Source organism: Nonomuraea sp. H19 (genome assembly GCF_052068215.1).
GTDB lineage: Bacteria > Actinomycetota > Actinomycetes > Streptosporangiales > Streptosporangiaceae > Nonomuraea.
In genome coordinates this window covers 24,651-46,007 of the sequence record NZ_JBQHCV010000029.1, presented here as the reverse complement: position 1 = coordinate 46,007, position 21,357 = coordinate 24,651, and the positions used below count along the sequence as shown (strand labels likewise).

Genomic DNA, 21,357 nt, shown 5'->3' with positions numbered 1-21,357 from the left:
CTCCTCTCAGACGGTGAACATGGGGGAGAGCCGGGACCAGTGCTCCGCCGCACACAGCACCGGCGGGCGGTCGAGGGGGGCGGGCAGCGTGACCTCCTGGCCGCCGTCGAGCGCGCGTCCGGTCCAGACGTCGATCCACTCGCCCTCAGGGAGATAGACGGTGATTTCCGAGATATCGGGCTCTGTCACGGGCGCGACCAGCAACGCGTCCCCGAGCTTGTACTGCAGCGGATACTCCCAGACGCGCTGGTCGCCGGGGTGGTCGAAGAACAGCCCGCGCATGAGCGGGGCCCCGCCGCCCACGGCCTCGCGCGCCTCCTCCGCCAGGTACGGCACCAGCCGCTCGCGCAGCTCGGCCAGCTGCCTGAACACCGGGATCACCCGCTCGTCACCGGTCCGCTCGGCGACGTTCCACGGCGTGCGATCCCTGAGGGGCGTGCGATGGTGATTGAACTCCGAGTGGTACTGCATGATCGGCATGAACGCCGAGGCTCCGGCCGCCCGCAGATACAGCTCCGCGCCCGGCACCTCGCCCGAGAACCCGGCCAGGTCCCAGCCCCAGTAGACGATCCCGCAGGCCGAAGCCGTGATCCCGGCCCTGATGGAGGAGCGGAACGCCTCCCACGTGGAGTCCTCGTCCCCGGCCCAGAACGCGCCGTGCCGCTGCGACCCGGCGAACCCGGCCCTGCTGAACGTCACCGGCGCCTTGCCGCAGCTACGCAGCAGGTCGCCGAAGGCGCGGGCGTAGTGGACGGGGAACAGGCCGTTGCCCGCGGCGCCGTCGCGGCCGTCGGCGTAGCGCAGGTCGTGGCCCCAGGCGTGCTCGCCGCCGTCGGTCTTGAACCCGTCGACGCCCACCTCCTCGACCAGGTAGCGCCGCTTGGCCGTCCACCAGTCGCGGACCTCCTGCGACGACAGGTCCGGCATGAGCGCGAGCGGGAACCACCAGCCCCTGTTGCGGTACGGCCGGCCGTCGGCCTCACGCACGCCGTAGCCGCGCTCGACGAGCTGCCTGGCGTCCACGGCGGCCTGGTGCCTGGGGTGCGGGCGCATCTTCTGCAGCGGGATCTGCCACAGCAGCACCTTGATGTCCCTGCGGTGCAGCTCGTCCACCATGCCCTTCGGGTCCGGCCAGGGCCCGCCGGGCGGGAAGGTGTAGTCGGCCAGCCGGTGCGGCTCCTCCGACGGCTCGTACTCGGCTCCGCGGAACGCCGTGAACGTCGTCTCGTCGCTCCACGCCTCGATGACCAGCGCGCCCACCGGGATGCCGTGCTCGCGGTGCCGGTCCATCTCGGCCAGCACGCGCTCCTGCGTGTTCCACTCGTTGCCGCTGGCCCACAGCCGGAACACCCACGGCGGCAGCTCCTGCGGCCGCCCGACGTCGTCGAGGAACCCGCGCAGCACGTCGGCGGGCCGCGGGCCGTCGTGGAAGCGCACGCCCAGCTCGCCGTCCCGGCCCACCTCGGCCTCCACGCGCAGCCGGCCGGGCGTGGCGGCGCCGACGTCGTACCAGGTCCGCCGCGAGGTGCCCACGTGCAGCCCCCAGCTCGAGGCCCCGCCTACGACCAGCGCGAACGGCATCGGCAGGTACGTGCGCCCGTGCCGGCCCTGTGCCTTGTACTGCTCGAACACCACGGCGTCGAGCGCGCGCCCGCGCTGGTCCACGCTGTCGAACCGCTCGCCGAAGCCGACCACGTGCTCGCCCGGCGCGAGCTCCACCTCGAACCGCACCCGCAGCGCTCCGTCGCCGTCCGCCAGCCACCGCACGCTCCCCGGCACGATCCGCTCGCCGCCGCTGACGTCGAGTTTCCCGCCGGAGTCCGACCACGTCGCCGCCGTCACCTCGAACCACCTGCTGGTACGGCTTCCGCCACCGGCCAGGGTGGCCCGGAAGCGATAGGCGTAGCGATGCCCGGCACGCAGGACGGGCGTCCGCACCGCCCACGACCCGGCGGCGGCCCGAGCGGCCCTGGCCTGGGCGGCGGCCAGATGCCCGCCGTCGACCGCCACGCCCGCGTCGTCGGCCTGCGCCGCCACGCTCGTGCCGTCGGCGTGCGCCACCGCGCCTGGTCCGGCGTCACCGTCGGTCCCTGCCGCGCCGCCGGTTCCGGCCGCGCCGCCGTTGCCTCCGTCGGCACCCGCGCGCGACCCCTCGCCGGCCTTCGTGAGCGGCAGCTCCCGCGGGGCCCCGCCGTCGGTGGTCCACTCGCAGACCACCGCGACGACGCCGGCCGACGCCCGCACCCGCAGCTCCACCGCCTCGCCGTTCAGCGGCCGGGCGGGCACCCGCTGGTCCTCGCTGTCCGCATACGGATGCCCCGACCCGAACGGCCGATGCCGGATCATGCCCGCACCCCCAGCTCGTCGGCGAGGATCAGATACATTCCGTGCGACCACAGCAGCGGCGTCGCCACCGGACCCCAGCGATCCAGCCACTCCTGGCGCCGCTCGGGCGCCAGCAGCAGGTCCGGCACCTGCTCGGGCAGATCACCCGACGCGGTCGCCTGCGCGGCCATCCAGTCCAGGTAGCGCCGGGCCTCGGCCTGCCGTCCGGCCGCCGCGTGGTTCCACCCCAGGAACCCCGACAGCAGCAGCCACCGCCCGCCGCCGTAGAAGGTGTCGGCCAGGTAGCGGTAGACGCCGCCGTCCCGGGCGAGTTGCCGCTCGACTTCGGCCACCGTCGCCGCCCCCACCGGGTGATCGGCAGGGTAGAGCCCGAACGGCGTCACACACGCCAGCAGGCTCCCGTCCACGGCGTCGCTGCCGAGCCACTTCCTGAGCCGCCCAGCGGCCGCGCCTCCGGCCGCCGAGGCGGGGCCGATCCCCTCTCGCGCCACCAGATCGGCGATGCCCGCCACCGCCTTGGTGGCCGCGGCCGACTCCGCCGCGCTCAGCACCCCCAGCGCGTCCGCCGCCCGCAACCCGGCGTGCACCGCGCCCAGCGTGGCCACGTGCCGCTGCTCGACGTGCTCCTCCCACCAGTCGTAGCAGGGCAGATGCCAGAACGCCGTCAGATAGCGGACGGTCGCCCGTACACCCTTTTCGACGCCGGGCACCACCCTGCCGTGTCGCGCGGAGTGCGCGTGGAGCGCCCACAGCCACGTGCCGTACCCGTCGAGCTGGAAGTCCCACCAGTCGTCGTCCCCGTTCACCCCGTCCAGCGTGAAACGGGTGGGCAGCATCTCCGCGACCGGTACGGACTCGCCGCGGGCGGCGCGGGCGACGAGCGCGTCCACCTGGCCCGCGCGGTCGCCCACCACCCCGGCGCACCAGGCGTGGAAGGCGTCCGCGCCGGCCACGTCGCCGTGCCTGCTCACCCCCTCGGCGATGAACGCCCCGTCACGCAGCCACGAGTAGCCGCGGTAGGCGGAGAAGGTGGGCGAGGCCGGATAGGCCCCGGAGGGGGACTGCAAGCGCCTGATCAGGTCAAGGCTGTGCGCGACGAGGGACAACGGGTCTCTCCTGATGAGTGGTTTCAGCTGAGCAGGGCGTCGACGGCCGCGGCGGCGGCCTTGAGTGCGTCCGGCACGGACTTGCGCCCGGCGGCGGCCTCACTGAGCTCCTTGGTCACCGCGTCCTGCATCTCCTGCTGGCGCTTGATCACCGGCGGCAGCGCGATGGACTTGAGCGAGTCGAAGACGGCCTGCCGGTTGGCGGGCTCGGGGTCCTTGAGGTAGCCGGCCAGCACCTGCTGGTCGGAGACCGGCGGCAGCTCCCACGACGAGGTGATGCGGGTGGTCGCCGCCACGTTCGAGGAGGACAGGAAGCGGGCCCAGGCCCAGGCCTCCTTGGTGTGCTTGGTGGTGGAGGACGCGGCGACGGCGTTGTGGAAGACGGCGCTGGCCTTGCTCGCGTCACCCGGTTCGACGACCACGTCCCACTCGAACGGGACGTCCTTCAGACCGGCGAACTGCCAGATGCCGTTGTGCCACATGGCGAGCTTGCCGGACTTGAAGAGGTTCGTGTCGTAGTCGGCGGTGCCGCCGATCTCCGCCTCGGTCGGCATCGTCTTGCCGACCTTGGAGACCAGCCAGTTCGCCGCCTTGGTCCCCGCGGGGCTGTCGAAGGCGGTCTTCTTGCCGTCGGCCGTGAAGAACTCGCCGCCCGCCTGCTTGAGCGTCTTGTAGAACTCGAAGAACTGCACCGGCTGGAAGTCGCCGTAGACGCCCTTCTTCCGGTCGGTCAGCTTGGCCGCGGCGGCCTGCTCGTCCTCCCACGTCCAGTCCGCGGTCGGCGCGGCCACGCCGGCCTTTTCGAACAGGTCCTTGTTGTAGAAGAGCACGACGGTGGAGAAGGAGGCGGGCAGGGCGTACTGCTTGCCGTCCCGCTTGAACGCGTTGAGCGACTCTTGGGCGTAGACCGACATGTCGCCGTCGCCCGCCACCGTGGACAGGTCGAGCAGGGAGCCCGCGCTGGCGTAGGTCACGAAGTTCTCGTAGTTGAGCTCGAACGTGTCGGGCGCGGTGCCGCCGGCGATGCTGGTCTGGAGCTTGGTGAAGTACTGCTCGAAGGGGGCGGTCTCGACGACCACGTCCACCTTCGGGTTCTCCTTCTCGAACGCCTTCTCGATCGCGTCGAGGTCCTTGACGTGGTCGGGGGCCGCCGAGAACGTGAAGTACCGCAGCATCACCCTGCCATCCGCGCCGCTGGACCCTTTGGTCGCCGACCCTTGGGAGCAGGCGGAGGCGAGCAACGCGGCGGCCACGGCGGCAGCGATCTTGATTTTTCGTGACATGGGGGGATTTCCTTTACTTGAGCCCGCTCTGCGCGACGCTGGCGATGACGTGCTTCTGTGCGAAGACGTAGAGGATGAGGATCGGCACGACGCTGACCACTGATCCGGCCATGACCACGTCCCACTGCGTGGTGAACTGACCGTGCAGCGTGGCCAGGCCCAGCGGGAGCGTCATGAACTCGGGTGACTTGATGATGATCAGCGGCCACAGATAGCTGTTCCAGCTGGCCATGAAGCCGAAGATGGCGAACGTCGCCAGGGCCGGCCGGATCAGCGGCAACACCACGAAGAGAAAAATCCGGAAATGTCCTGCGCCGTCCAGTACGGCGGCCTCGTCGAACTCCCTGGGCACCTGATTGATCGCCTGCCGCAGCAGGAACACCCCGAACGCCGAGGCGATGGTCGGCGCGAGCAGCGCGAAATACGTGTCGACCAGGTTGAACGTGCGCATCTCGATGAACAGCGGCACGACCAGGACCGGAAGCGGCATCATCAGCGTCGCCAGGTAGACCGAGAACAACGCGCCCCGGCCGGGGAAGGGCAGCCGCGCGAAGGCGTAGGCCGCCATCGCGCTCGTGACCAGCTGCAGGGCGGTGGACGTCGCGCCGATCCAGGCGCTGTTGAGCACGATCCGCCAGAACGGCAGCGTCTCCAGCAGCTTGGCGTACGCGTCCAGGCTCGCACCCGCGGGCGTGAAGTCGGGCGGCACGGCCAGCACCGCGTCGCTCGGCGTGATGGAGGTGATCACCGCCCACGCGAACGGGAACAGCATCACCACCGCGCCCAGCCCGACCAGCGCGTAGCGCAGGACTTTACCCATAGTGCACCCACCGCCTCTGGCCCCGGATCTGCACGATCGTCACCAGCAGGACCAGCGCGAACAGCAGCCACGACAGCGCCGAGGCCGCACCCGCCCGCCCGTAACGGAAGGTGAGGTCGTAGATCTGCGACACCACCACCTGCGTGGCCCCGCCCGGACCGCCACCGGTCATGATCTGGACCTGGTCGAAGACCTGGAAGCCGTTGATCAGCGAGATCACCACGACGAAGAACGTCGAGGGCGACAGCAGCGGCAGTGTGATGTGCCGGAACCTGCGCCAGGCCGAGGCCCCGTCCACCATGGCGGCCTCCTGGATCTCGCGCGGGATGGCCTGCAGCCCGGCCAGCAGGATGATCATCACGAAGCCCAGGTCCTTCCAGGCCGAGGCGAGGATGATCGACGGCATCGCCCAGTCCGGGTCGGTCCACCAGCCGGGGCCGCTGATCCCGAACAGCGCGAGCGCCCAGTTGACGACGCCGCTGGCCGGGTTGAGCAGCCACTTCCACATCAGCGCCACGACCACCCAGCTCGTGATCACCGGCAGGAAGTAGATCCCGCGCAGCAGACCGCGCGCGGGCATCGCCCGGTTGAGCAGCAGGGCCAGCCCGAGCCCGCCGGCGTAGACCAGTGGCAGATAGCCGGCGATGAAATACAGCGTGTGCAGGAACGCGGCCCTGGTCTCCGGGTCGCCGATCAGCTCGACGTAGTTGCCGAGGCCGATCCAGCGCATCTGGGTGATGAGATCCCACTCGTGCAGGCTGATCCAGAGCGAGCCGACCATCGGGATCAGGGTGTAGAGGGTCAGCGGGACCAGGCTCGGCAACAGGAACAAGGCGACGGTGCCCGCGTACCGCCAGCGCCTGCGCGGCCTTGCGAGCCCATGCATGGCGCGCGCCTTCGGCGGGGCTTCGGTGAGGGTCATGGGGCCGCCTCCTCGCTCGCGCCCCCTAACACGGGACGGCGGGTACGGGCGCTCATGGCGTGGCTCCTATGAGGCGGGCCCGCACCAGGCGGCCCTGCTCCCCGGCCGCGCCCGCGGCGTCGAACGGGGTGGCCAGCACCAGGGCCGCCGCCCCCTGGGCCCAGCTCGTGTCGTCCCAGCTCTCCACCTCGATCGAGATGTCGCGCCGCCCCGGGTAGAGCTGCGCCCTGAGCGCCGGGTCGAATCCGGCCCTCCAGAGCGGCCAGTCGGCCGTGCCCTCGCCGAGCACCACCACGACCTCGGGGTCCACGACGTTGATCAGCCCGGCGGTGGCCCGGCCCAGGATCGCCCCCGCCTCCTCGAACACGGCCCGTGCCACCGGATCGCCGCCCGCCGCGGCCCGCCCGAGCGCCGCCACCGGGGCATCGGCCCTCCCGGTAGCCGGCGTCCCATCAGCGCGCGCATCGCCGGGACCAGAAGGGCTGTCGACGGGGACGGCGCCGGGGACGGCCAGGCCCTTGGCGCGGGCGGCGCCGAGCAGTCCCGCCCAGCCCACGAACGCCTCCAGGCACCCCCGGGCCCCGCACCCGCACACCGGTCCATCCGGATCCACCGGCAGGTGACCGAACTCGCCGGCGCCGCCCCTGGCCCCCCGGTACACCCGCCCGTCCGCCACGATCGCCGCGCCCACGCCGCGCCCGATCGTCACGACGAGGAAGTCCCGGTGCGTACGCCCCCGGCCGTACAGCCGCTCGGCCGCCGCCAGCGCGTTCACGTCGTTCTCGACCAGCACCGGCAGGTTGAGCCGGCGTCGCAGCCGCTCGCCGACCGGCATGGCCTGCCACCCCAGCGTGGGCGCGTTGACCGTGCCGACCGCCTGGTCGTCCACGCTGCCCGGCACCCCGACCCCGACCCCCAGCAGCGGGGCCCCGGGGCGCGCGGAGACGTCGCGTACCACCGACTCCACCGCGCCCGCCAGATCGTCGAGCACGTCCGCCGCCGCCGGATCGCAGGGCAGCTCCCAGGAGCCGAGCACCTCGCCGTCGAGCCTGACGTCGACCAGCACCAGGCGGTCGGCCGTCACCTTGACGCCCAGCGCCCGTCCGGCGCTGCCCACCAGCCCGAGCCGCTGGGCGGGCCGCCCGCCGCGCGAGGGTTTGAGGTCGAGCTCCTCCAGCATCCCGTGCCCGATCAGCTCTCGGGTGAGCTGTGTGACGCTGGCCGGGCTGAGGTCGAGCTCGCGGGCTATCTCGGTGCGGCTCAGCGGGCCGACGGTGCCCAGGAGGGCGAGGATCGCCGTCCTGGTGAGATCGCCGCGATCAGTGCCTGCCATGAAGGGACTTTCTTTAGGAATAAAGTTAGTGGTGAAAGAATCCCTGGCGGGCATCCCCCTGTCAAGAGCCGGAAACCTCCCGGAAACGACGAAGACCCCCGCCGGGGTGGCGGGGGTCTTCGAACGGGAACGTCAGGCGGACGCGGCGTCCTTCTCCCGGTTGTTCAGCGCGCGGCGGACGCCGTCGGCGCCCTCCAGGATCATCCTGCGCAGCGCCTGCGGCGGCTGCTCGGTCACCATGTAGTCGTTCGCGGCCTGCATGGTCTCCGGCTCGACGAGCAGCGAGGGGAAGCAGCCCACCGCGAACGACGACGCCTGGTCGAACGTCCACTCGCGGTAGATCCGCCCCACCTCGGCGAAGTACTTCTCCCGGTAGGGAGCCAGCAGCTCGGGGTGGTGCGGGTCCTGGAACCCCTGGATCGTGGCGCGGGCGATGTGGTTGGCCAGCTTGCCGCCCACGATCCGGTCCCAGGCCGCGCTCTTGGCCTCGGCCTCCGGAACCGCGGCCCGGCACAGCGCGGCCGAGCGCTCACCGGTCGCCGTAGGGTCGAGCTCCAGCTCGGCGTCGATGTCGGCGGCGCCCAGGCGGCCGCCGGAGACCAGCGCGTGCACGAGCGTCCAGCGCAGATCGGCGTCCACGCTCAGCCCCTCGGGCACCGCCGAGCCGTCCAGGATGCCCTGGACCAGGTCGAGGTCCTCCGCCGACCTCGCCACCGGTGCGAGTGCCTGCAGGTAGGCGAGCTGACGGTCCGACCCCGGCTCGGCCGAGGCCAGCAGCGAGCGCAGCTCGGTGGCCAGCAGCGCCAGCCCCTTCTCCCGCCAGGCCGGGTCGGCGTACTGCTGCGCGGCCATGCGCGCCTGCCGCAGGATCGTCTGCAGGACCGTGATGTCCGAGACCGTGCCCGCGCCCGAGACGACCAGCCTGACGTAGTCGCGCGTGGACATCTCGGCGTCGCGGGTCATGTCCCAGGCCGCCGACCAGCACAGGGCCCTCGACAGCGACTCGGTGAACTTGACGATGCCGCCGTCGATCAGCGTCCGCAGCGAGTCCTCGTCCAGGCGGACCTTGGCGTAGGTGAGGTCGTCGTCGTTGAGCAGCACCAGATCCGGCTGCTCGGCGCCGACGAGCTCGGCCACGTGCGTCCGGGCCCCGACCACGTCCAGCTCGACCCGCTTGGTCCGCGTCAGCTCGCCGTTCACCAGCGAGTAGAGGCCGATCGCGACCCGGTGCGAGCGCAGCGTCGGGTAGTCGGCCGGCGCCTCCTGCAGCACCTCGAAGCTGGTGAACCGGCCGTCGGACACCTCGAACGACGGGCGCAGCGTGTTGACCCAGGAGGTCTCCAGCCACTCCTTCGACCAGGCCGACAGGTCCCGGCCCGAGGTCCGCTCCAGGGCGTCGAGCAGGTCCTTCAGCTCGGTGTTGCCCCAGGCGTGCTCGGCGAAGTAGTCGCGTACACCGGCCAGGAAGTTGTCCAGCCCCACGTACGCGACGAGCTGCTTGAGCACCGAGGCGCCCTTGGCGTACGTGATGCCGTCGAAGTTGACCTCGACCGCCTGCATGTCCGGGATGTCGGCGGCGATCGGGTGCGTGGACGGGAGCTGGTCCTGGCGGTAGGCCCAGGACTTCTCCACGTTGGCGAAGGTCGTCCACGCGCCGTTGCCCCACCGGGTCGCCTCGGCCTGGGCCAGCACGGACATGTAGGTGGCGAACGACTCGTTCAGCCACAGGTCGTCCCACCAGCGCATGGTGACGAGGTCGCCGAACCACATGTGCGCCATCTCGTGCAGGATCGTCTCCGCGCGCCGCTCGACCACCGCGTCGGTGACCCGGGAGCGGAAGACGTAGTCCTCCAGGAACGTCACGCACCCGGCGTTCTCCATGGCGCCGGCGTTGAACTCGGGCACGAAGAGCTGGTCGTACTTGCCGAACGGGTAGCGCAGGCCGAACACCTTGTGGAAGAAGTCGAAGCCCTGCCTGGTGACCTCGAAGAGGTTGTCGGGGTCGAGGTGCTCGGCCAGCGAGGCCCGGCAGTAGAGGCCGAGCGGGATGCCGTCGTGCTCCGAGGTGACCTTGTGGTACGGCCCCGCCACCAGCGCGGTGATGTAGGTGGACATGACCGGCGTGGGCGGGAACTCCCACCGCTTGGCCGCCGGCACCGTCCCGTGCTTGCCGGCCTGCTGGGGCAGCTCCGTCACGTGCGTGGAGGCGGCGTTGGAGACGACCTCCCAGTCGGCCGGGGCCAGCACGGTGAGCTGGAAGGCGGCCTTGAGGTCGGGCTGGTCGAAGCACGCGTACATGCGGTGCGCGTCGGCCGTCTCGAACTGGCTGTGCAGGTAGACCTTCTGGTCGACCGGATCGACGAAGCGGTGCAGCCCCTCGCCCGTGCGCATGTAGGTGCAGTCGGCGTCGACGCGCAGCTCATTGGACTCGGCGAGCGAGGGGAGCGGGAAGCGCCCCTTGTCGGCGTCGTAGTCCGCCACGTCGAGATCGCGGCCGTTCAGCGTGACCTGGCGGACGTGTGCCCCGTGCAGGTCGATGAATGTGGACGCGCCCGGCCGGGTGCTGGTGAAGCGGACCGTCGTGATGCTCTCGAAGCGCTCCTCCCCTTCCGTCAGGTCGAGTGCCACCTCGTACGACTCGACCTTCAGCAGCCGGGCACGCTCACGAGCCTCGTCCCGGGTCAGGTTTCCTGCCAAGTTGCGCTCCTTTACACCGCTTCATCGGGGTTGTCCGTTATCCTGTCACGGCGGGAATAGGACCCGAACCACCTCAGGTTATGGCCACACGTGAGCGAAAAGATTCCCGTGGACCTCTGGTTTGATCCTTCCTGCCCATTCGCTTGGGTTACATCACGGTGGCTGCTCGAAGTCGAGAAGGTTCGGCCGATCGAGCCACGCTGGCGCGTCATGTCCCTCCATTTCCTCAACGAGGACAAGGACGTCCCGGATGACTACAAACGGCGGGCCGCCCAGGCCATGGGGTCGGTGCGGGTGGTCGCGGCGGCCGCGGCCAAGCACGGCGAGCAGGTCGTCGGCCCGATGTACACCCAGCTCGGCACCCGCCTGCACAACGAGGACATGAGGAAGCAGCCGGAACGCCTCCGCGAGGTCATCGAGGCCGCGCTCGAGGCCAACGCGCTCGACAAGGACCTCGCCGACGCCATGCACTCCGACGAGTGGGACGAGGCCATCCGCGCCTCGCACGACGAGGGCATCAACCTCGTCGGCCAGGAGGTCGGCACCCCGATCATCCGCGTCGGCGCCAACGCCTTCTTCGGACCCGTGATCACCAAGATCCTCAGGGGTGAGGACGCGGGGCGGCTGTGGGACGGGGTGCTGGCGGTGACCGAATTCGATGACTTTTTCGAGCTGAAGCGCACCCGCACGCGACGGCCGACGTTCGACTGACATATCCCGATTTGCCGGGGCCATCCTGGGGGCGATCGTCGTACTCTGGCGCAAATAAGGCCGGTAGAGGTGGAGAAAGCTTATCCTCCGCTCAGGATGGGCCTCGCGGTCTTCTGAGACGCTGTCAGGATGGTGGCTATGCGTCAGCTGTATATCGGCGGCTCCTGGACCGCATCGGCGTCCGGCGAGCCCATCGAAGTGGTGAACCCGGCCACGGAAGAGATCATCGACCGCGTGCCGGCGGGCTCTCCCGACGATGTGGAGACGGCCGTGCGGGCCGCCCGGCAGGCCTTTCCCGCCTGGTCGGAGACGGCCGCCGCGGAGCGCGGCAAGATCCTCGGCGAGGCGGCCGAGCTGCTGAGACAGCGTTCCGACGAGATCGCCAAGACCATCGCGACCGACATGGGGTCGCCGCTCGGCTTCGCGCTCAAGGTACAGGCGCTCATGCCGGCGACCGTCCTGTCCTCCTACGCCCAGCTCGCCGAGAGCCATCCGCGCGAGTCGCGCGTCGGAAACTCGCTCGTGGTCAAGGAGCCGATCGGAGTGGTCGCGGCGATCACGCCGTGGAACTACCCGCTGCACCAGATCGTCTGCAAGGTCGGTCCCGCGCTGGCCGCCGGGTGCACCGTCGTGCTCAAGCCGAGCGAGATCGCGCCGCTGGCGGCGTACGCGCTGGCGGAGATCTTCCACGAGGTGGGCCTGCCCCCGGGCGCGTTCAACCTGGTCAGCGGGCGCGGCCCGGTCGTGGGCGAGGCCATGGCCGCCCACCCCGAGGTGGACATGGTCTCTTTCACCGGCTCGACGGCCGCGGGCCGCCGGGTCGCCTCACTCGCCGCCGAATCCGTCAAGCGGGTCGCGCTCGAGCTCGGCGGCAAGTCCGCCAACATCATCCTCCCCGACGCCGACCTGGCGACGGCCGTCAAGGTCGGCGTGGCCAACTGCTTCGTCAACGCCGGCCAGACCTGCTCGGCGTGGACCCGCATGATCGTCCACCGCGACCAGTACGACGCCGCCGTCCGCCTGGCCGTCGAGGCCACCGGCAAGTACACCGTCGGCGACCCGTTCGACGAGTCCACCAGGATCGGCCCGCTGGTGTCCGCGGTGCAGCGCGACCGCGTGATCCGCTACATCAACCGGGGCCAGGAGGAGGGCGCCCGGCTGGTGGCCGGCGGCACCGACCGCCCGCACGAGCGCGGCTACTACGTCGAGCCCACGGTGTTCGCCGGCGTGGAGCCCGGGATGGCGATCGAGCAGGAGGAGATCTTCGGCCCGGTCCTGTCGATGATCCCGTACACCAGCGAGGACATGGCCGTCCAGATCGCCAACGGCACCAGATACGGCCTGGCCGGCGCCGTCTGGGCGGGGACCGAGGAGCATGCGGTCGCGGTCGCCCGCCGGCTGCGCACCGGCCAGGTCGCCATCAACGGCGGCAAGTTCAACCCGCGGGCCCCCTTCGGCGGCTACAAGCAGTCGGGAGTGGGCCGCGAGCTCGGCGAACACGGCCTCGAGGAATACCTCGAGATCAAGTCGCTGCAGCTCTGACGGGTCGCCGCCGACCCGTCAGACGATCAGCCCGCCGGTGGCGTGGATGTTGTGCCCGGTCACCCATCGCCCGTCCGGACCCGCCAGGAACGCGACCACGGCCGCGATGTCGTCCGGCCGGCCGAGCCGCTGCAGCGCCGTGAACGCCGGCGTCTGCTCCAGCGCCTCCGGCGGATTGCTGTTCCGCAGCATGTCGGTGTCGGTGGCGCCGGACGAGACGACGTTGACGGTGATCCCGCGCCCGCCCAGCTCCCGCGCCGCCACCTTGGCGAACTGCTCGATGGCGCCCTTGCTGCCGCAGTAGAGCGACAGCGTCGGCGCGGGCACCTGGGTGTTGAGCGTGGAGATGTTGATGATGCGCCCGCCGTCGCGCATCACCCGCGCCGCCCACTGCATGGCCAGGAACACCGCCCGCGTGTTCACCGCGAACGCCCGCTCGTAGTCCTCGTCCGTGATCTCCGTCATGGGCTTCTGCCCTGCGGTGATGGCGGCGTTGTTGACCAGGATGTCCAGCCCCGGCAGCCGCGCCTCCGCCTCGGCGAACAGTCGCGCCAGATCGTCCTTGCTGCCGAGATCGGCCTGTACGGCCTGCGCTCCCGTCTCCTTGGCGACCTGCTGCGCCGCCTCCTCGGAATGCTCGTAGCAGAAGACGACCTCGGCGCCGTCTTCCCTCAGCCGCTCCACGATGGCCCGGCCGATGCCCCGGGAGCCTCCAGTGACTAATGCGCCCTTCCCGAAAAGTACGCTCATGCAGCCAACCTATGATGCTCCGCGTTCAGCGGGGCGCCACAGGCAGCGGTTTGTGCGCCTACGGTGGGCCGCGTTCAGCGGTCCGCCGCAGGCAGCGGTTTGTGCGCCTATGCGCGCAGCATGATCTTGCGCGCTTCGTTTTTCGGCAGCCTGTCGACGTAAAGCTTGCCGTCGAGGTGCTCGGTCTCGTGCTGGAAGCAGCGCGCCAGCGACCCGCGGGCCTTGATCCGCACCGGTCGCCGCAGCCGGTCGATCCCCTCCACGGTCACCCCCGCCGCCCGCGCGACCGGAGCGTAGATCGGCAGGCGCGTCTGCCGGTCGGGCACCGACAGGCAGCCCTCCTCGTCGTCGACCTCCTCGGGGTCGTCGACGGTCAGCACCGGGTTGATCACATGGCCCTTGCGTCCGCTGATGTCGTACACGAACAGCCGCCGCGACACGCCGATCTGCGGACCGGCCAGGCCCACGCCGTTGACCGCGTACATCGCCTGGAACATCTCCTCGATGAGACGGCGCAGCTCGCGGTCGAAGTCCGTCACCGGTTCGGCGGGCGTGCGCAGGACAGGATCGCCGATGATGCGGATCTCTCGCATGGATGTCTGCTTTCGTAAGGACTGGGTACCGACAGAGGCCCTTACTCTAGCCAGTGAGCTCGATCGGCGAGGCTGTGGAAGACTGGGCGGGTGCGTGTCTACATCGGTGCCGACCATGCCGGCTATGAGCTCAAGAACCACCTCGTGTCCTGGCTGAAGGACCATGGGCACGAGGTCACCGACTGCGGTCCCTTCGTCTATGACGCCGAGGACGACTATCCCGCGTTCGTGCTGCGTGCCGCCGAGGGCGTCGCCGGCGACCCCGGCAGCCTCGGAGTGGTGATCGGCGGCTCCGGCAACGGCGAGCAGATCGCCGCCAACAAAGTGCGCGGCATCCGCGCGGCCCTCGCCTGGAGTGAGGAGACGGCCAGCCTGGCCCGCGAGCACAACAACGCCAACGTGGTCAGCGTCGGCGCGCGCATGCACTCCATCGAGGACGCCACCAGATTCGTGGAGGTCTTCCTGAGCACGTCGTTCTCCGGCAGCGAGCGCCACAGCAGGCGGATCGCGCAGCTGGACACCTACGAGACGATCGGCCAGCTGCCCTCGCTGCCGTAGCTAGATCTGGCCCTTGCGCTTGGGGTCCCGCCTCGGCATCTCATCGCGCAGGGGCCGCCGGTCGGCGGCCTCCTGCTGCTCCGCCGACGGTTTCGACACGTCGCGGGCACGCATGGCGATGGTCGCGGTGATCTGCAGGCTTTGCAGTGCCATGCCTGCAGCGTACGTCAGAAGACCCGTCCCGCCCACGGTTTGGGACTCCAGGACATGGCGGTGGCCAGCGACCGGACCGCCCCCGGCGTGTGCTCGCGCAGCAGCCCCGCGTCCAGCTGAGTGGTGAGCAGCCCGTCGCCCAGGTACGCCGAGCCGAGCGCGCTCACCGGCACCGTCATGTCGGGTTCCTCGTCGACCGGCTTGCACTCGGCGCCCGTCGTGTCCGCGGTCAGCCGCCAGCGGCGGGCGTTCCACGGGCACACGTCGTCCTCGATCTCGATCACCACGTCCACCGGCGCGGCGTAGGCGCGGGCGGCCAGCGCCCGGTCCGCCTCGACCAGGCGTACCCACAGCTCGTCCGCCCAGCTCGCGCGCAGCTGCCGCTGGTCGGCCAGCAGCGCGATCAACGGGTCGTCCACCGGTCCGCGCGCCCGCACAGTGGTGACCAGATCGCGGTCGAGCACGCTGCGCCACAGCAGGGCGTAGGCCGCCGGGTCGGCCGCCTCCAGCTCATTCAGCCGCAGCTCCCCGTTGGGCACGTCGTTCTCGTCCCAGGAGCCCTTGATCCGGAACAACGCGTACCCGCGCACGCCTCGGTCGTCCTCGGCCAGCACCGAGCGCAGCGAGCCCGCCCCCTGCTGATCGAACTCCTCGTCCGCCAGATCGCCGTCCCAGAACGGTCCGTGGCGCGCGTAGCGTCCCGGGCGCGCCGTCACCACCGATGCGAACAGCTTCTCCAGGTCGGCGCGTACGTCGGCGGGCTTGGCCACCCGGATCCTGAGCGACGGGTCGACCGGCGCGTTCCTGACGAAAGCCGAGCCGTGCTTGTGGATGCGGTACGACAGCCCGCTCGCGGCCCTGCCGTACCCGAACCTGCCGTAGATCACCGACTCGGAGGCGTACAGCGCGGCCACCGACTCGCCGCGGTCGCGTATGTCGGAGAGCTGCCTGCGCATCATCGAGGACAGCACGCCGCGGCGGCGGTGCGAGGGCAGCACGCTGACGGCGGTCACCCCGCCCACGGGCAGCTGCCCGCCGGGAACCGTCATCCTGAGGCTGTACACGGCGGTGACCCCCGCCATGACGTCGCCGTCGAAGACGGCGAGAGTGCGGTCGAGCTCGGTCTCGGCCTTGTGACGCGCGGACTGCTTGGGATGTGGCGTCCAACCGAACCCTTCTGCGAGGACCCTGGCGAATGCCGGCCACTCGGACGAGTCAATCGGGCGGATCGGATACGTCATCCGTCCACGGTATGAGCGGCCAGAGAGGGAAAGCCACTCAATATCCGTGCTCAATGATCAAGGGCTTGGTCAAGCGGGCTGCCCAAACACGGGTCAGACCGATACAGTCAGGCGCATCATGAGTTCCCGTCCGGCGCCGCTGATCCCGCCACGGGTCCGTGCGGTCCTGGTGCGGGTGCCCTTCCTTGTGTCCATCGTCCGATACTTCCGCAAGGGTCCGCTGGCCCGCGACCGCAACCTGCTCATCGGCCTGGCCGCCCTCTCGCTCATCATCGGGCTGCTGGCCGCGAAGGTGTCCACCGAGTGGTTCTCGCCGTCGCTGCTCATCCTCGTCACCCTGATCGGCGGGCTGCAGCTGCGGCTGCGCAGCCTGGTCAAGCTGCTCGTGGCGGTCGGCGCCGCGCTCGGCTACATCGCGATCTCGCTCGGCATGGGCCGCGTCGGGCTCGGGCTCAGCGTGACGATCGGGTTCACCACCGTGCTCGCCTTGCTCATGGCCCGCACCAGGGGCAAGCTGGGCGTGCAGGGTCTGCGGGGCGACGCGATGCTGCTGGAGCTGCGCGACCGTCTCAAGAGCCAGGGCGAGCTGCCCCCGCTGCCCAAGGACTGGGGCGGCAAAGTCGTGCTCAAGCAGGCCGGGGGCTCCTCCTTCGGCGGCGACTTCCTGGTCTCCTTGCGCAAGGGAGACATCGTCGACCTCGCCCTGGTCGACGTGTCCGGCAAGGGCGTCGACGCGGGCACCAGGGCGCTGCTGCTGTCGGGCACGTTCGGCGGGCTGCTCGGCGCGGTCGACGACTTCCTGCCCGCCTGCAACGCCTATCTGCATCGCCAGCGGGGTGACGAGGGGTTCGTGACCGCGGTGCACGTACGCCTCGACCTGGCCACCGGCGACTACACGATCACCTCGGCCGGGCATCCGCCGGTGGTGAAGTTCGACTCGGGCACCGGGAGCTGGCAGGTCGCCTCGGCCAAAGGCGTGGTGCTCGGCGTGGTGCCCGACCTGCACTGCGAGCCCGAGAGCGGCACCCTGCGCAAGGGCGACGCGCTGCTGCTCTACACCGACGGCCTGATCGAGCAGCCCGGCCGCGACATCGACGCCGGGCTCGACCGGCTGCTCGGCGAGGCGGAGCGGCTGCTGACCTCCGGGTTCCGGGACGGCGCCAGAGCGCTGGTCAGCGCCATGGCCTCCGGTCACAACGACGACTGCGCGCTGGTGCTCTTCTGGCGTCCATAGTGACGTTTCACACGGGCCGGTCGTGACGGCGGTCACTGGCAAGGGCCCGGCCGACATCCTCAAGGTTGCGCGGCCCCGGCGGCGCGGCGCTGGACGTCCCCCTCCGTCGTCTCTCAGCGTGTTCGACTGATCGCGAACTGTCAATGCTGGTCAAAGGCTCGGCAAGCCCGTGAGGGCTGAGGAGTTCGACTACCCTTGGGCTGTCGGGACTTCCGCCTTGCTCTGGAGCGCGTCTAGATGAACTGGCTCTATCTCGTGGGGATCCTCATCTTCCTTTTCGGGTTGATGTTCTCCATCGCCTTGCACGAGATCGGCCACCTCGTGCCGGCGAAGCTCTTCGGCGTCAAGGTGACCCAATACATGGTCGGCTTCGGCTCGACGGCGTGGTCGCGGCGCAGGGGCGAGACCGAATACGGCATCAAGTGGATCCCGTTCGGCGGCTACATCCGCATGATCGGCATGCTGCCGCCGCGCCCGGGTGACGACCCCAACAAGGTCAGGAGCACCTCCACGGGGCCGTTCCAGGGCCTCATCGAGTCGGCCCGGGAGGCCGCCCAGGAAGAGGTGCGCCCCGGCGACGAGGACCGGGTCTTCTACCGCAAGAAGTGGTGGCAGAAGGTCATCATCATGTCCGGCGGCCCGGCGATGAACTTCGTGCTCGCCTTCGTGTTCTTCAGCATCCTGCTGGTCGGCATCGGCCTGCCCACCTGGGCGCCGGTCGTGTCGCCCGAGACCAACACGTGCGTGATCCCGATCTCGGAGCAGCGCGCCACCTGCACGTCCACGGACAAGCCCACGCCCGCCGCCCAGGCGGGCATGAAGCCCGGCGACCGCATGGTCTCCTTCGACGGCCAGAAGATCGGCTCCTGGGACGACGCGACCCACCTCATCCGCTCCCACGGCCCCGGCCCCGTCAAGCTCGGCATCGTCCGCGACGGCAAGCCGATGACGCTCGACGTCACGCTCATCGCCCAGGACCGGCCCAACCTCGAGGACCCGAAGAAGATCGACAAGAACGTCGGCTTCCTCGGCGTCCTGCCGACGGAGGTCATGGAGAAGCAGAGCCTCGGCCAGGTCGTCGGCTACATGGGCGAGCTGACCGCCAGGGTCGCGGGCTCGCTGATCAACCTGCCGGAGAAGATGGTCGGCGTCTGGCACGCGGCCTTCTCCGGTGAGCAGCGCGACCCCGAGGGCCCGGTCGGCGTGGTCGGCGCGGGCCGCATGGGCGGCGAGATCCTCGCCTCCGACCTGTCCAGCGAGAAGAAGATCGCCATCTTCGTCAACCTGCTGGCCGGCTTCAACCTGGCGATCGGCATGTTCAACCTCATCCCGCTGCTGCCGCTCGACGGCGGCCACATCGCCGGCGGCCTGTGGGAGGGCATCAAGCGGGCGTTCGCCAAGATCATGAGGCGGCCGGAGCCGGCGTACGTGGACATCGCAAAGGTGCTGCCGCTGACATACGTGATCGCGATCGCCATGATGATCATGGCTGGCCTCCTCGTCTACGCCGACATCGTCAACCCGCTCACCCTGACCGGCTGACGTGGACGCCCTGGACCGGCTGCGCCGGCTCTGCCTGGCGCTGCCGGAGACGACGGAGCGGCTCAGCCACGGGGAGCCGACGTGGTTCGTCCGGGGCAAGAAGACGTTCGTCATGTTCGCCGACCATCACCACGACGACCGGCTGGCGTTCTGGTGCGCGGCTCCTCCGGGGGCGCAGGAGGAGCTCGTGGCCGAGGCTCCCGAGCGGTTCTTCCGGCCGCCGTACGTGGGGCACCGGGGGTGGCTCGGGGTCTACCTGGATGTTCCGGAGATGGACTGGGCGGAGATCGCGGAGATCGTCGCCGACGCCTACCGCCAGATCGCCCCGAAAACTCTCGTCGCCCGCATGTCCTGACATCCGGTTAGGTCGCCTGGCCCGGCCGTCCGCCGAAGTACGTTCATGCTGGAGAGGTCACGGCGGTCTCTGGTAATCCAGTGGCCGGCGCGGTGGCGCTCGGGCAAACTCCTTGCTCATGGTGTCGGTATTGCAGAACGTCGCGATCGACTGTGCGGATGCGTACAAGCTGGCCAGGTTCTGGAGTGAGGTGACCGGCCGTCCCCTGCATCCAGAGGACAGACCGGGTGATCACGAAACCCAGGTGATGCTGAAGGACGGCCCGCTGTTGCACTTCAACCAGGTGCCGGAGACAAAGACGATCAAGAACCGGATCCACCTGTGCCTGCGTCCGGAGACCTCCCGCGAGGAGGAGGTCGAGCGGTTGCTGGGCCTCGGCGCCACCCTGGTCGCTGACCGGCGCTGTCCCGACGGCTCAGGCTGGGCCGTCCTCGCCGATCCCGAGGGCAATGAGTTCTGTGTCCTGAGCGGCGATTCGGACCGCGCTGCGACGTCTCCTTGATGCGCGGCCGCTCCAGCCGCTGACCCTGGATCAGGGTGCCGTCAGCGCCGCGTCGATAGCTGGGCCATTGCGGTCCAGCCACGCCTCGCGCCGCTTGATCTGGTCACCGACGCCCTCATCCCACATGCGTGCCCAGCCGCCGCCCTGCTCCTCGGCGATCTGCTTCATCGAGAACCACGACCGCCGTGTCCGCAGCACGGCCACCTCGACGAGCCGGGAGCGGTCGACGTCCGACATCCCGTAGGCGTCTGCGAGGATCCGGCAGCGACGCGGCACGTCCACCTCCCGCAGCAGCGGGTCGGCGTCGAGGGGGTCGCTCAGCGGCGCCCAGTACAGCATCGCGTTGCACACCTCATCCACCCTGGCGACCGGCTTGGCGATATCGAAATCAATCAGCGCGGCCGCTTCGCCGTCCCGGAACACGATGTTGTCCGGCGTGTAGTCCATATGCCCCACCAACTCGGCTGGGTAGGGCGGCGCAGGCGGCATGCCCGGCGGCTCCGAGAACCCGAAGCTGGGCCGCACCCCCTCAGGCATGACGAAACCCGCGACGGCGTCGTCGTAGTCGCGCACCAGGCGCCCGACGGAGGCCAGCCGCTCCTCGTCGGCGATCCACGCCGGCCGCGGCCGCCCGGCGACCTCACCAGGAATGAAGGTCAGCACCTCACGCCCGGCCGCGTCGATCCCGAGGAACCGCGGAGCGCCCGCGAACCCGATCTCCTCCAGATAGCGCAGCAGCGCGTGGACGAGCGGGGCATTGGGGCCAACAGGGCGGCGCACCGTGTCGCCGACGCGCACAACCCCCTCGGTGACGTCCCCGCCGGCGAGCGGGATTGGGTGAGCACCGCACGAGCGAGCCGGTCAACGGGTTCGTGGGGGTGGATCAGGGGGTGGCGAACCTGGCGGTCACCTCCGACGGTGCGGTGCTGCCCGGTCCCGCCCTGTCCGGGCCGATCCACGGTAACGGACACGTCCGCACCCTGCGGGAGCGGCGGCATCGGCAACGCCGCCGCCTGCAGGCCAAGGGCACTCCTGCGGCGCGGCGGGTGCTGCGCCGCCTTTCGGGGCGTGAGCATCGGATGATGACCGACCTCAACCACCAGATCAGCAAGTATGTGGTGCGCGAAGCCGAACGCACCGGCCAAGGGATCGCCCTGGAAGAGTTGCAGGGCATCCGCGGGCGGGTAAGGGCTCACCGGCTCCAGCGGCGCACCCTGCACAACTGGGCCTTCGCCCAGCAGATCGCCTTCACCCGCTACAAGGCCGAACGCGCCGGAGTCGCCTTCATGCTGGTCGACCCCGCCTACACCTCGCAGGCCTGTCCCGACTGCGGGTACGTTGCCAGGGCGAATCGGCCGGCGCGGGGCCGGTTCGTCTGCACCGGGTGTGGCCTCGCTGGGCACGCCGACCACATCGCGGCCCGCAACATCGCCGCACGCGGCGTTACGGGGTGGGCTGCTGTCAACCAGCCACACGCTACCGGCCTCCCTTCAGCCAGACGGGATCGTGAGAGCAAGCCACCGGCTTCAGCCGGTGGTAGTTGACGTTCCCTTGGGGTAGAGGATCAACGACTCGGCCCACCGCGCGGGCGAACTGACGATATTACGCGACCGAGACGGAGTAGTCCGGAATTTCTGATGCTCTCAAAGGGGCTTCACCCGCCCTTCCA

20 protein-coding genes are annotated in these 21,357 nt (G+C 70.2%); 8 read left to right on the top strand and 12 right to left on the bottom strand.

Annotated elements, in window-relative coordinates; translation table 11 throughout:
• Positions 1-6: 6 nt before the first annotated feature.
• From ACTMTI_RS45190 to pepN, 7 genes are all read right to left on the bottom strand, one after another.
• Complete coding sequence (locus tag ACTMTI_RS45190; RefSeq protein WP_441127014.1) at positions 7-2,346, bottom strand: glycoside hydrolase family 31 protein; 2,340 nt, start codon at positions 2,344-2,346, stop codon at positions 7-9.
• The gene (locus ACTMTI_RS45185; RefSeq protein ID WP_441127013.1) at positions 2,343-3,452 is read right to left on the bottom strand and encodes a glycoside hydrolase family 15 protein; all 1,110 of its coding nucleotides are present in this window, start codon (positions 3,450-3,452) and stop codon (positions 2,343-2,345) included. Before ACTMTI_RS45185 ends, ACTMTI_RS45190 begins: the two co-directional genes overlap by 4 nt.
• 23 nt (positions 3,453-3,475) lie before the next feature.
• On the bottom strand, positions 3,476-4,735 hold the full coding sequence (locus ACTMTI_RS45180) for an ABC transporter substrate-binding protein (protein WP_441127012.1): 1,260 nt from the start codon (positions 4,733-4,735) through the stop codon (positions 3,476-3,478).
• A gap of 13 nt (positions 4,736-4,748) precedes the next feature.
• Positions 4,749-5,555: a carbohydrate ABC transporter permease gene (locus tag ACTMTI_RS45175; RefSeq protein ID WP_441127011.1), complete on the bottom strand. Its 807-nt coding sequence runs from the start codon at positions 5,553-5,555 to the stop codon at positions 4,749-4,751.
• Positions 5,548-6,477, bottom strand: coding sequence for a carbohydrate ABC transporter permease (locus tag ACTMTI_RS45170; protein ID WP_441127010.1), 930 nt, complete (start codon positions 6,475-6,477; stop codon positions 5,548-5,550). Before ACTMTI_RS45170 ends, ACTMTI_RS45175 begins: the two co-directional genes overlap by 8 nt.
• Positions 6,478-6,529: 52 nt before the next feature.
• Entirely contained in the window at positions 6,530-7,810 is a 1,281-nt protein-coding gene (locus ACTMTI_RS45165; protein ID WP_441127009.1) for an ROK family protein, read from the bottom strand.
• 132 nt (positions 7,811-7,942) lie between these two features.
• The gene (gene pepN / locus ACTMTI_RS45160; RefSeq protein ID WP_441127008.1) at positions 7,943-10,507 is read right to left on the bottom strand and encodes an aminopeptidase N; all 2,565 of its coding nucleotides are present in this window, start codon (positions 10,505-10,507) and stop codon (positions 7,943-7,945) included.
• 90 nt (positions 10,508-10,597) lie between these two features.
• Here pepN and ACTMTI_RS45155 point away from each other — a divergent pair, with 90 nt between their 5' ends.
• Positions 10,598-11,218, top strand: a complete 621-nt coding sequence (locus tag ACTMTI_RS45155) for a mycothiol-dependent nitroreductase Rv2466c family protein (protein WP_441127007.1) — start codon at positions 10,598-10,600, stop codon at positions 11,216-11,218.
• 138 nt (positions 11,219-11,356) lie between these two features.
• Positions 11,357-12,760, top strand: a complete 1,404-nt coding sequence (locus tag ACTMTI_RS45150; protein ID WP_441127006.1) for an aldehyde dehydrogenase family protein — start codon at positions 11,357-11,359, stop codon at positions 12,758-12,760.
• Positions 12,761-12,778: 18 nt separating this feature from the next.
• On the opposite strand, the gene ACTMTI_RS45145 is transcribed toward ACTMTI_RS45150, so the two are convergent.
• Positions 12,779-13,510, bottom strand: coding sequence for an SDR family oxidoreductase (locus ACTMTI_RS45145; RefSeq protein ID WP_441127005.1), 732 nt, complete (start codon positions 13,508-13,510; stop codon positions 12,779-12,781).
• Between the two features lie 107 nt (positions 13,511-13,617).
• Entirely contained in the window at positions 13,618-14,103 is a 486-nt protein-coding gene (gene def, locus ACTMTI_RS45140) for a peptide deformylase (RefSeq protein ID WP_441127004.1), read from the bottom strand.
• Between the two features lie 90 nt (positions 14,104-14,193).
• On the opposite strand from def, the gene ACTMTI_RS45135 reads away from it, so the two are divergent.
• The gene (locus tag ACTMTI_RS45135; RefSeq protein ID WP_441127003.1) at positions 14,194-14,661 is read left to right on the top strand and encodes a ribose-5-phosphate isomerase; all 468 of its coding nucleotides are present in this window, start codon (positions 14,194-14,196) and stop codon (positions 14,659-14,661) included.
• On the opposite strand, the gene ACTMTI_RS45130 is transcribed toward ACTMTI_RS45135, so the two are convergent.
• The gene (locus tag ACTMTI_RS45130; RefSeq protein ID WP_441127002.1) at positions 14,662-14,814 is read right to left on the bottom strand and encodes a hypothetical protein; all 153 of its coding nucleotides are present in this window, start codon (positions 14,812-14,814) and stop codon (positions 14,662-14,664) included. It lies immediately after the preceding gene.
• 14 nt (positions 14,815-14,828) lie between these two features.
• Positions 14,829-16,055 (bottom strand): GNAT family N-acetyltransferase, encoded by a 1,227-nt coding sequence (locus tag ACTMTI_RS45125; protein ID WP_441127001.1) that lies wholly within the window; start codon positions 16,053-16,055, stop codon positions 14,829-14,831.
• Positions 16,056-16,173: 118 nt separating this feature from the next.
• Here ACTMTI_RS45125 and ACTMTI_RS45120 point away from each other — a divergent pair, with 118 nt between their 5' ends.
• From ACTMTI_RS45120 to ACTMTI_RS45105, 4 genes are all read left to right on the top strand, one after another.
• The gene (locus tag ACTMTI_RS45120; protein WP_441127000.1) at positions 16,174-17,289 is read left to right on the top strand and encodes a PP2C family protein-serine/threonine phosphatase; all 1,116 of its coding nucleotides are present in this window, start codon (positions 16,174-16,176) and stop codon (positions 17,287-17,289) included.
• A 237-nt stretch (positions 17,290-17,526) separates the two neighbouring features.
• On the top strand, positions 17,527-18,831 hold the full coding sequence (locus tag ACTMTI_RS45115) for a M50 family metallopeptidase (protein WP_441126999.1): 1,305 nt from the start codon (positions 17,527-17,529) through the stop codon (positions 18,829-18,831).
• Position 18,832: 1 nt separating this feature from the next.
• Positions 18,833-19,186: an MmcQ/YjbR family DNA-binding protein gene (locus tag ACTMTI_RS45110; protein WP_441126998.1), complete on the top strand. Its 354-nt coding sequence runs from the start codon at positions 18,833-18,835 to the stop codon at positions 19,184-19,186.
• A 118-nt stretch (positions 19,187-19,304) separates the two neighbouring features.
• A complete protein-coding gene (locus ACTMTI_RS45105) occupies positions 19,305-19,688 on the top strand; it encodes a VOC family protein (protein ID WP_441126997.1) in 384 nt (127 codons plus the stop codon).
• Between the two features lie 30 nt (positions 19,689-19,718).
• On the opposite strand, the gene ACTMTI_RS45100 is transcribed toward ACTMTI_RS45105, so the two are convergent.
• Complete coding sequence (locus ACTMTI_RS45100; RefSeq protein ID WP_441126996.1) at positions 19,719-20,486, bottom strand: aminoglycoside phosphotransferase family protein; 768 nt, start codon at positions 20,484-20,486, stop codon at positions 19,719-19,721.
• A 35-nt stretch (positions 20,487-20,521) separates the two neighbouring features.
• Here ACTMTI_RS45100 and ACTMTI_RS45095 point away from each other — a divergent pair, with 35 nt between their 5' ends.
• On the top strand, positions 20,522-21,232 hold the full coding sequence (locus tag ACTMTI_RS45095; RefSeq protein ID WP_441126995.1) for an RNA-guided endonuclease InsQ/TnpB family protein: 711 nt from the start codon (positions 20,522-20,524) through the stop codon (positions 21,230-21,232).
• Positions 21,233-21,357: the final 125 nt, after the last annotated feature.

Excerpts from the sequence above, each read along its gene's own strand:
- ACTMTI_RS45190 (WP_441127014.1), bottom strand. The coding sequence starts at position 2,346 with ATGATCCGGCATCGGCCGTTCGGGTCGGGGCATCCGTATGCGGACAGC.
- ACTMTI_RS45180 (WP_441127012.1), bottom strand. The coding sequence starts at position 4,735 with ATGTCACGAAAAATCAAGATCGCTGCCGCCGTGGCCGCCGCGTTGCTC.
- ACTMTI_RS45175 (WP_441127011.1), bottom strand. The coding sequence starts at position 5,555 with ATGGGTAAAGTCCTGCGCTACGCGCTGGTCGGGCTGGGCGCGGTGGTG.
- ACTMTI_RS45170 (WP_441127010.1), bottom strand. The coding sequence starts at position 6,477 with ATGACCCTCACCGAAGCCCCGCCGAAGGCGCGCGCCATGCATGGGCTC.
- ACTMTI_RS45165 (WP_441127009.1), bottom strand. The coding sequence starts at position 7,810 with ATGGCAGGCACTGATCGCGGCGATCTCACCAGGACGGCGATCCTCGCC.
- ACTMTI_RS45150 (WP_441127006.1), top strand. The coding sequence starts at position 11,357 with ATGCGTCAGCTGTATATCGGCGGCTCCTGGACCGCATCGGCGTCCGGC.
- ACTMTI_RS45145 (WP_441127005.1), bottom strand. The coding sequence starts at position 13,510 with ATGAGCGTACTTTTCGGGAAGGGCGCATTAGTCACTGGAGGCTCCCGG.
- def (WP_441127004.1), bottom strand. The coding sequence starts at position 14,103 with ATGCGAGAGATCCGCATCATCGGCGATCCTGTCCTGCGCACGCCCGCC.
- ACTMTI_RS45130 (WP_441127002.1), bottom strand. The coding sequence starts at position 14,814 with ATGGCACTGCAAAGCCTGCAGATCACCGCGACCATCGCCATGCGTGCC.
- ACTMTI_RS45125 (WP_441127001.1), bottom strand. The coding sequence starts at position 16,055 with ATGACGTATCCGATCCGCCCGATTGACTCGTCCGAGTGGCCGGCATTC.
- ACTMTI_RS45120 (WP_441127000.1), top strand. The coding sequence starts at position 16,174 with ATGAGTTCCCGTCCGGCGCCGCTGATCCCGCCACGGGTCCGTGCGGTC.
- ACTMTI_RS45115 (WP_441126999.1), top strand. The coding sequence starts at position 17,527 with ATGAACTGGCTCTATCTCGTGGGGATCCTCATCTTCCTTTTCGGGTTG.
- ACTMTI_RS45105 (WP_441126997.1), top strand. The coding sequence starts at position 19,305 with ATGGTGTCGGTATTGCAGAACGTCGCGATCGACTGTGCGGATGCGTAC.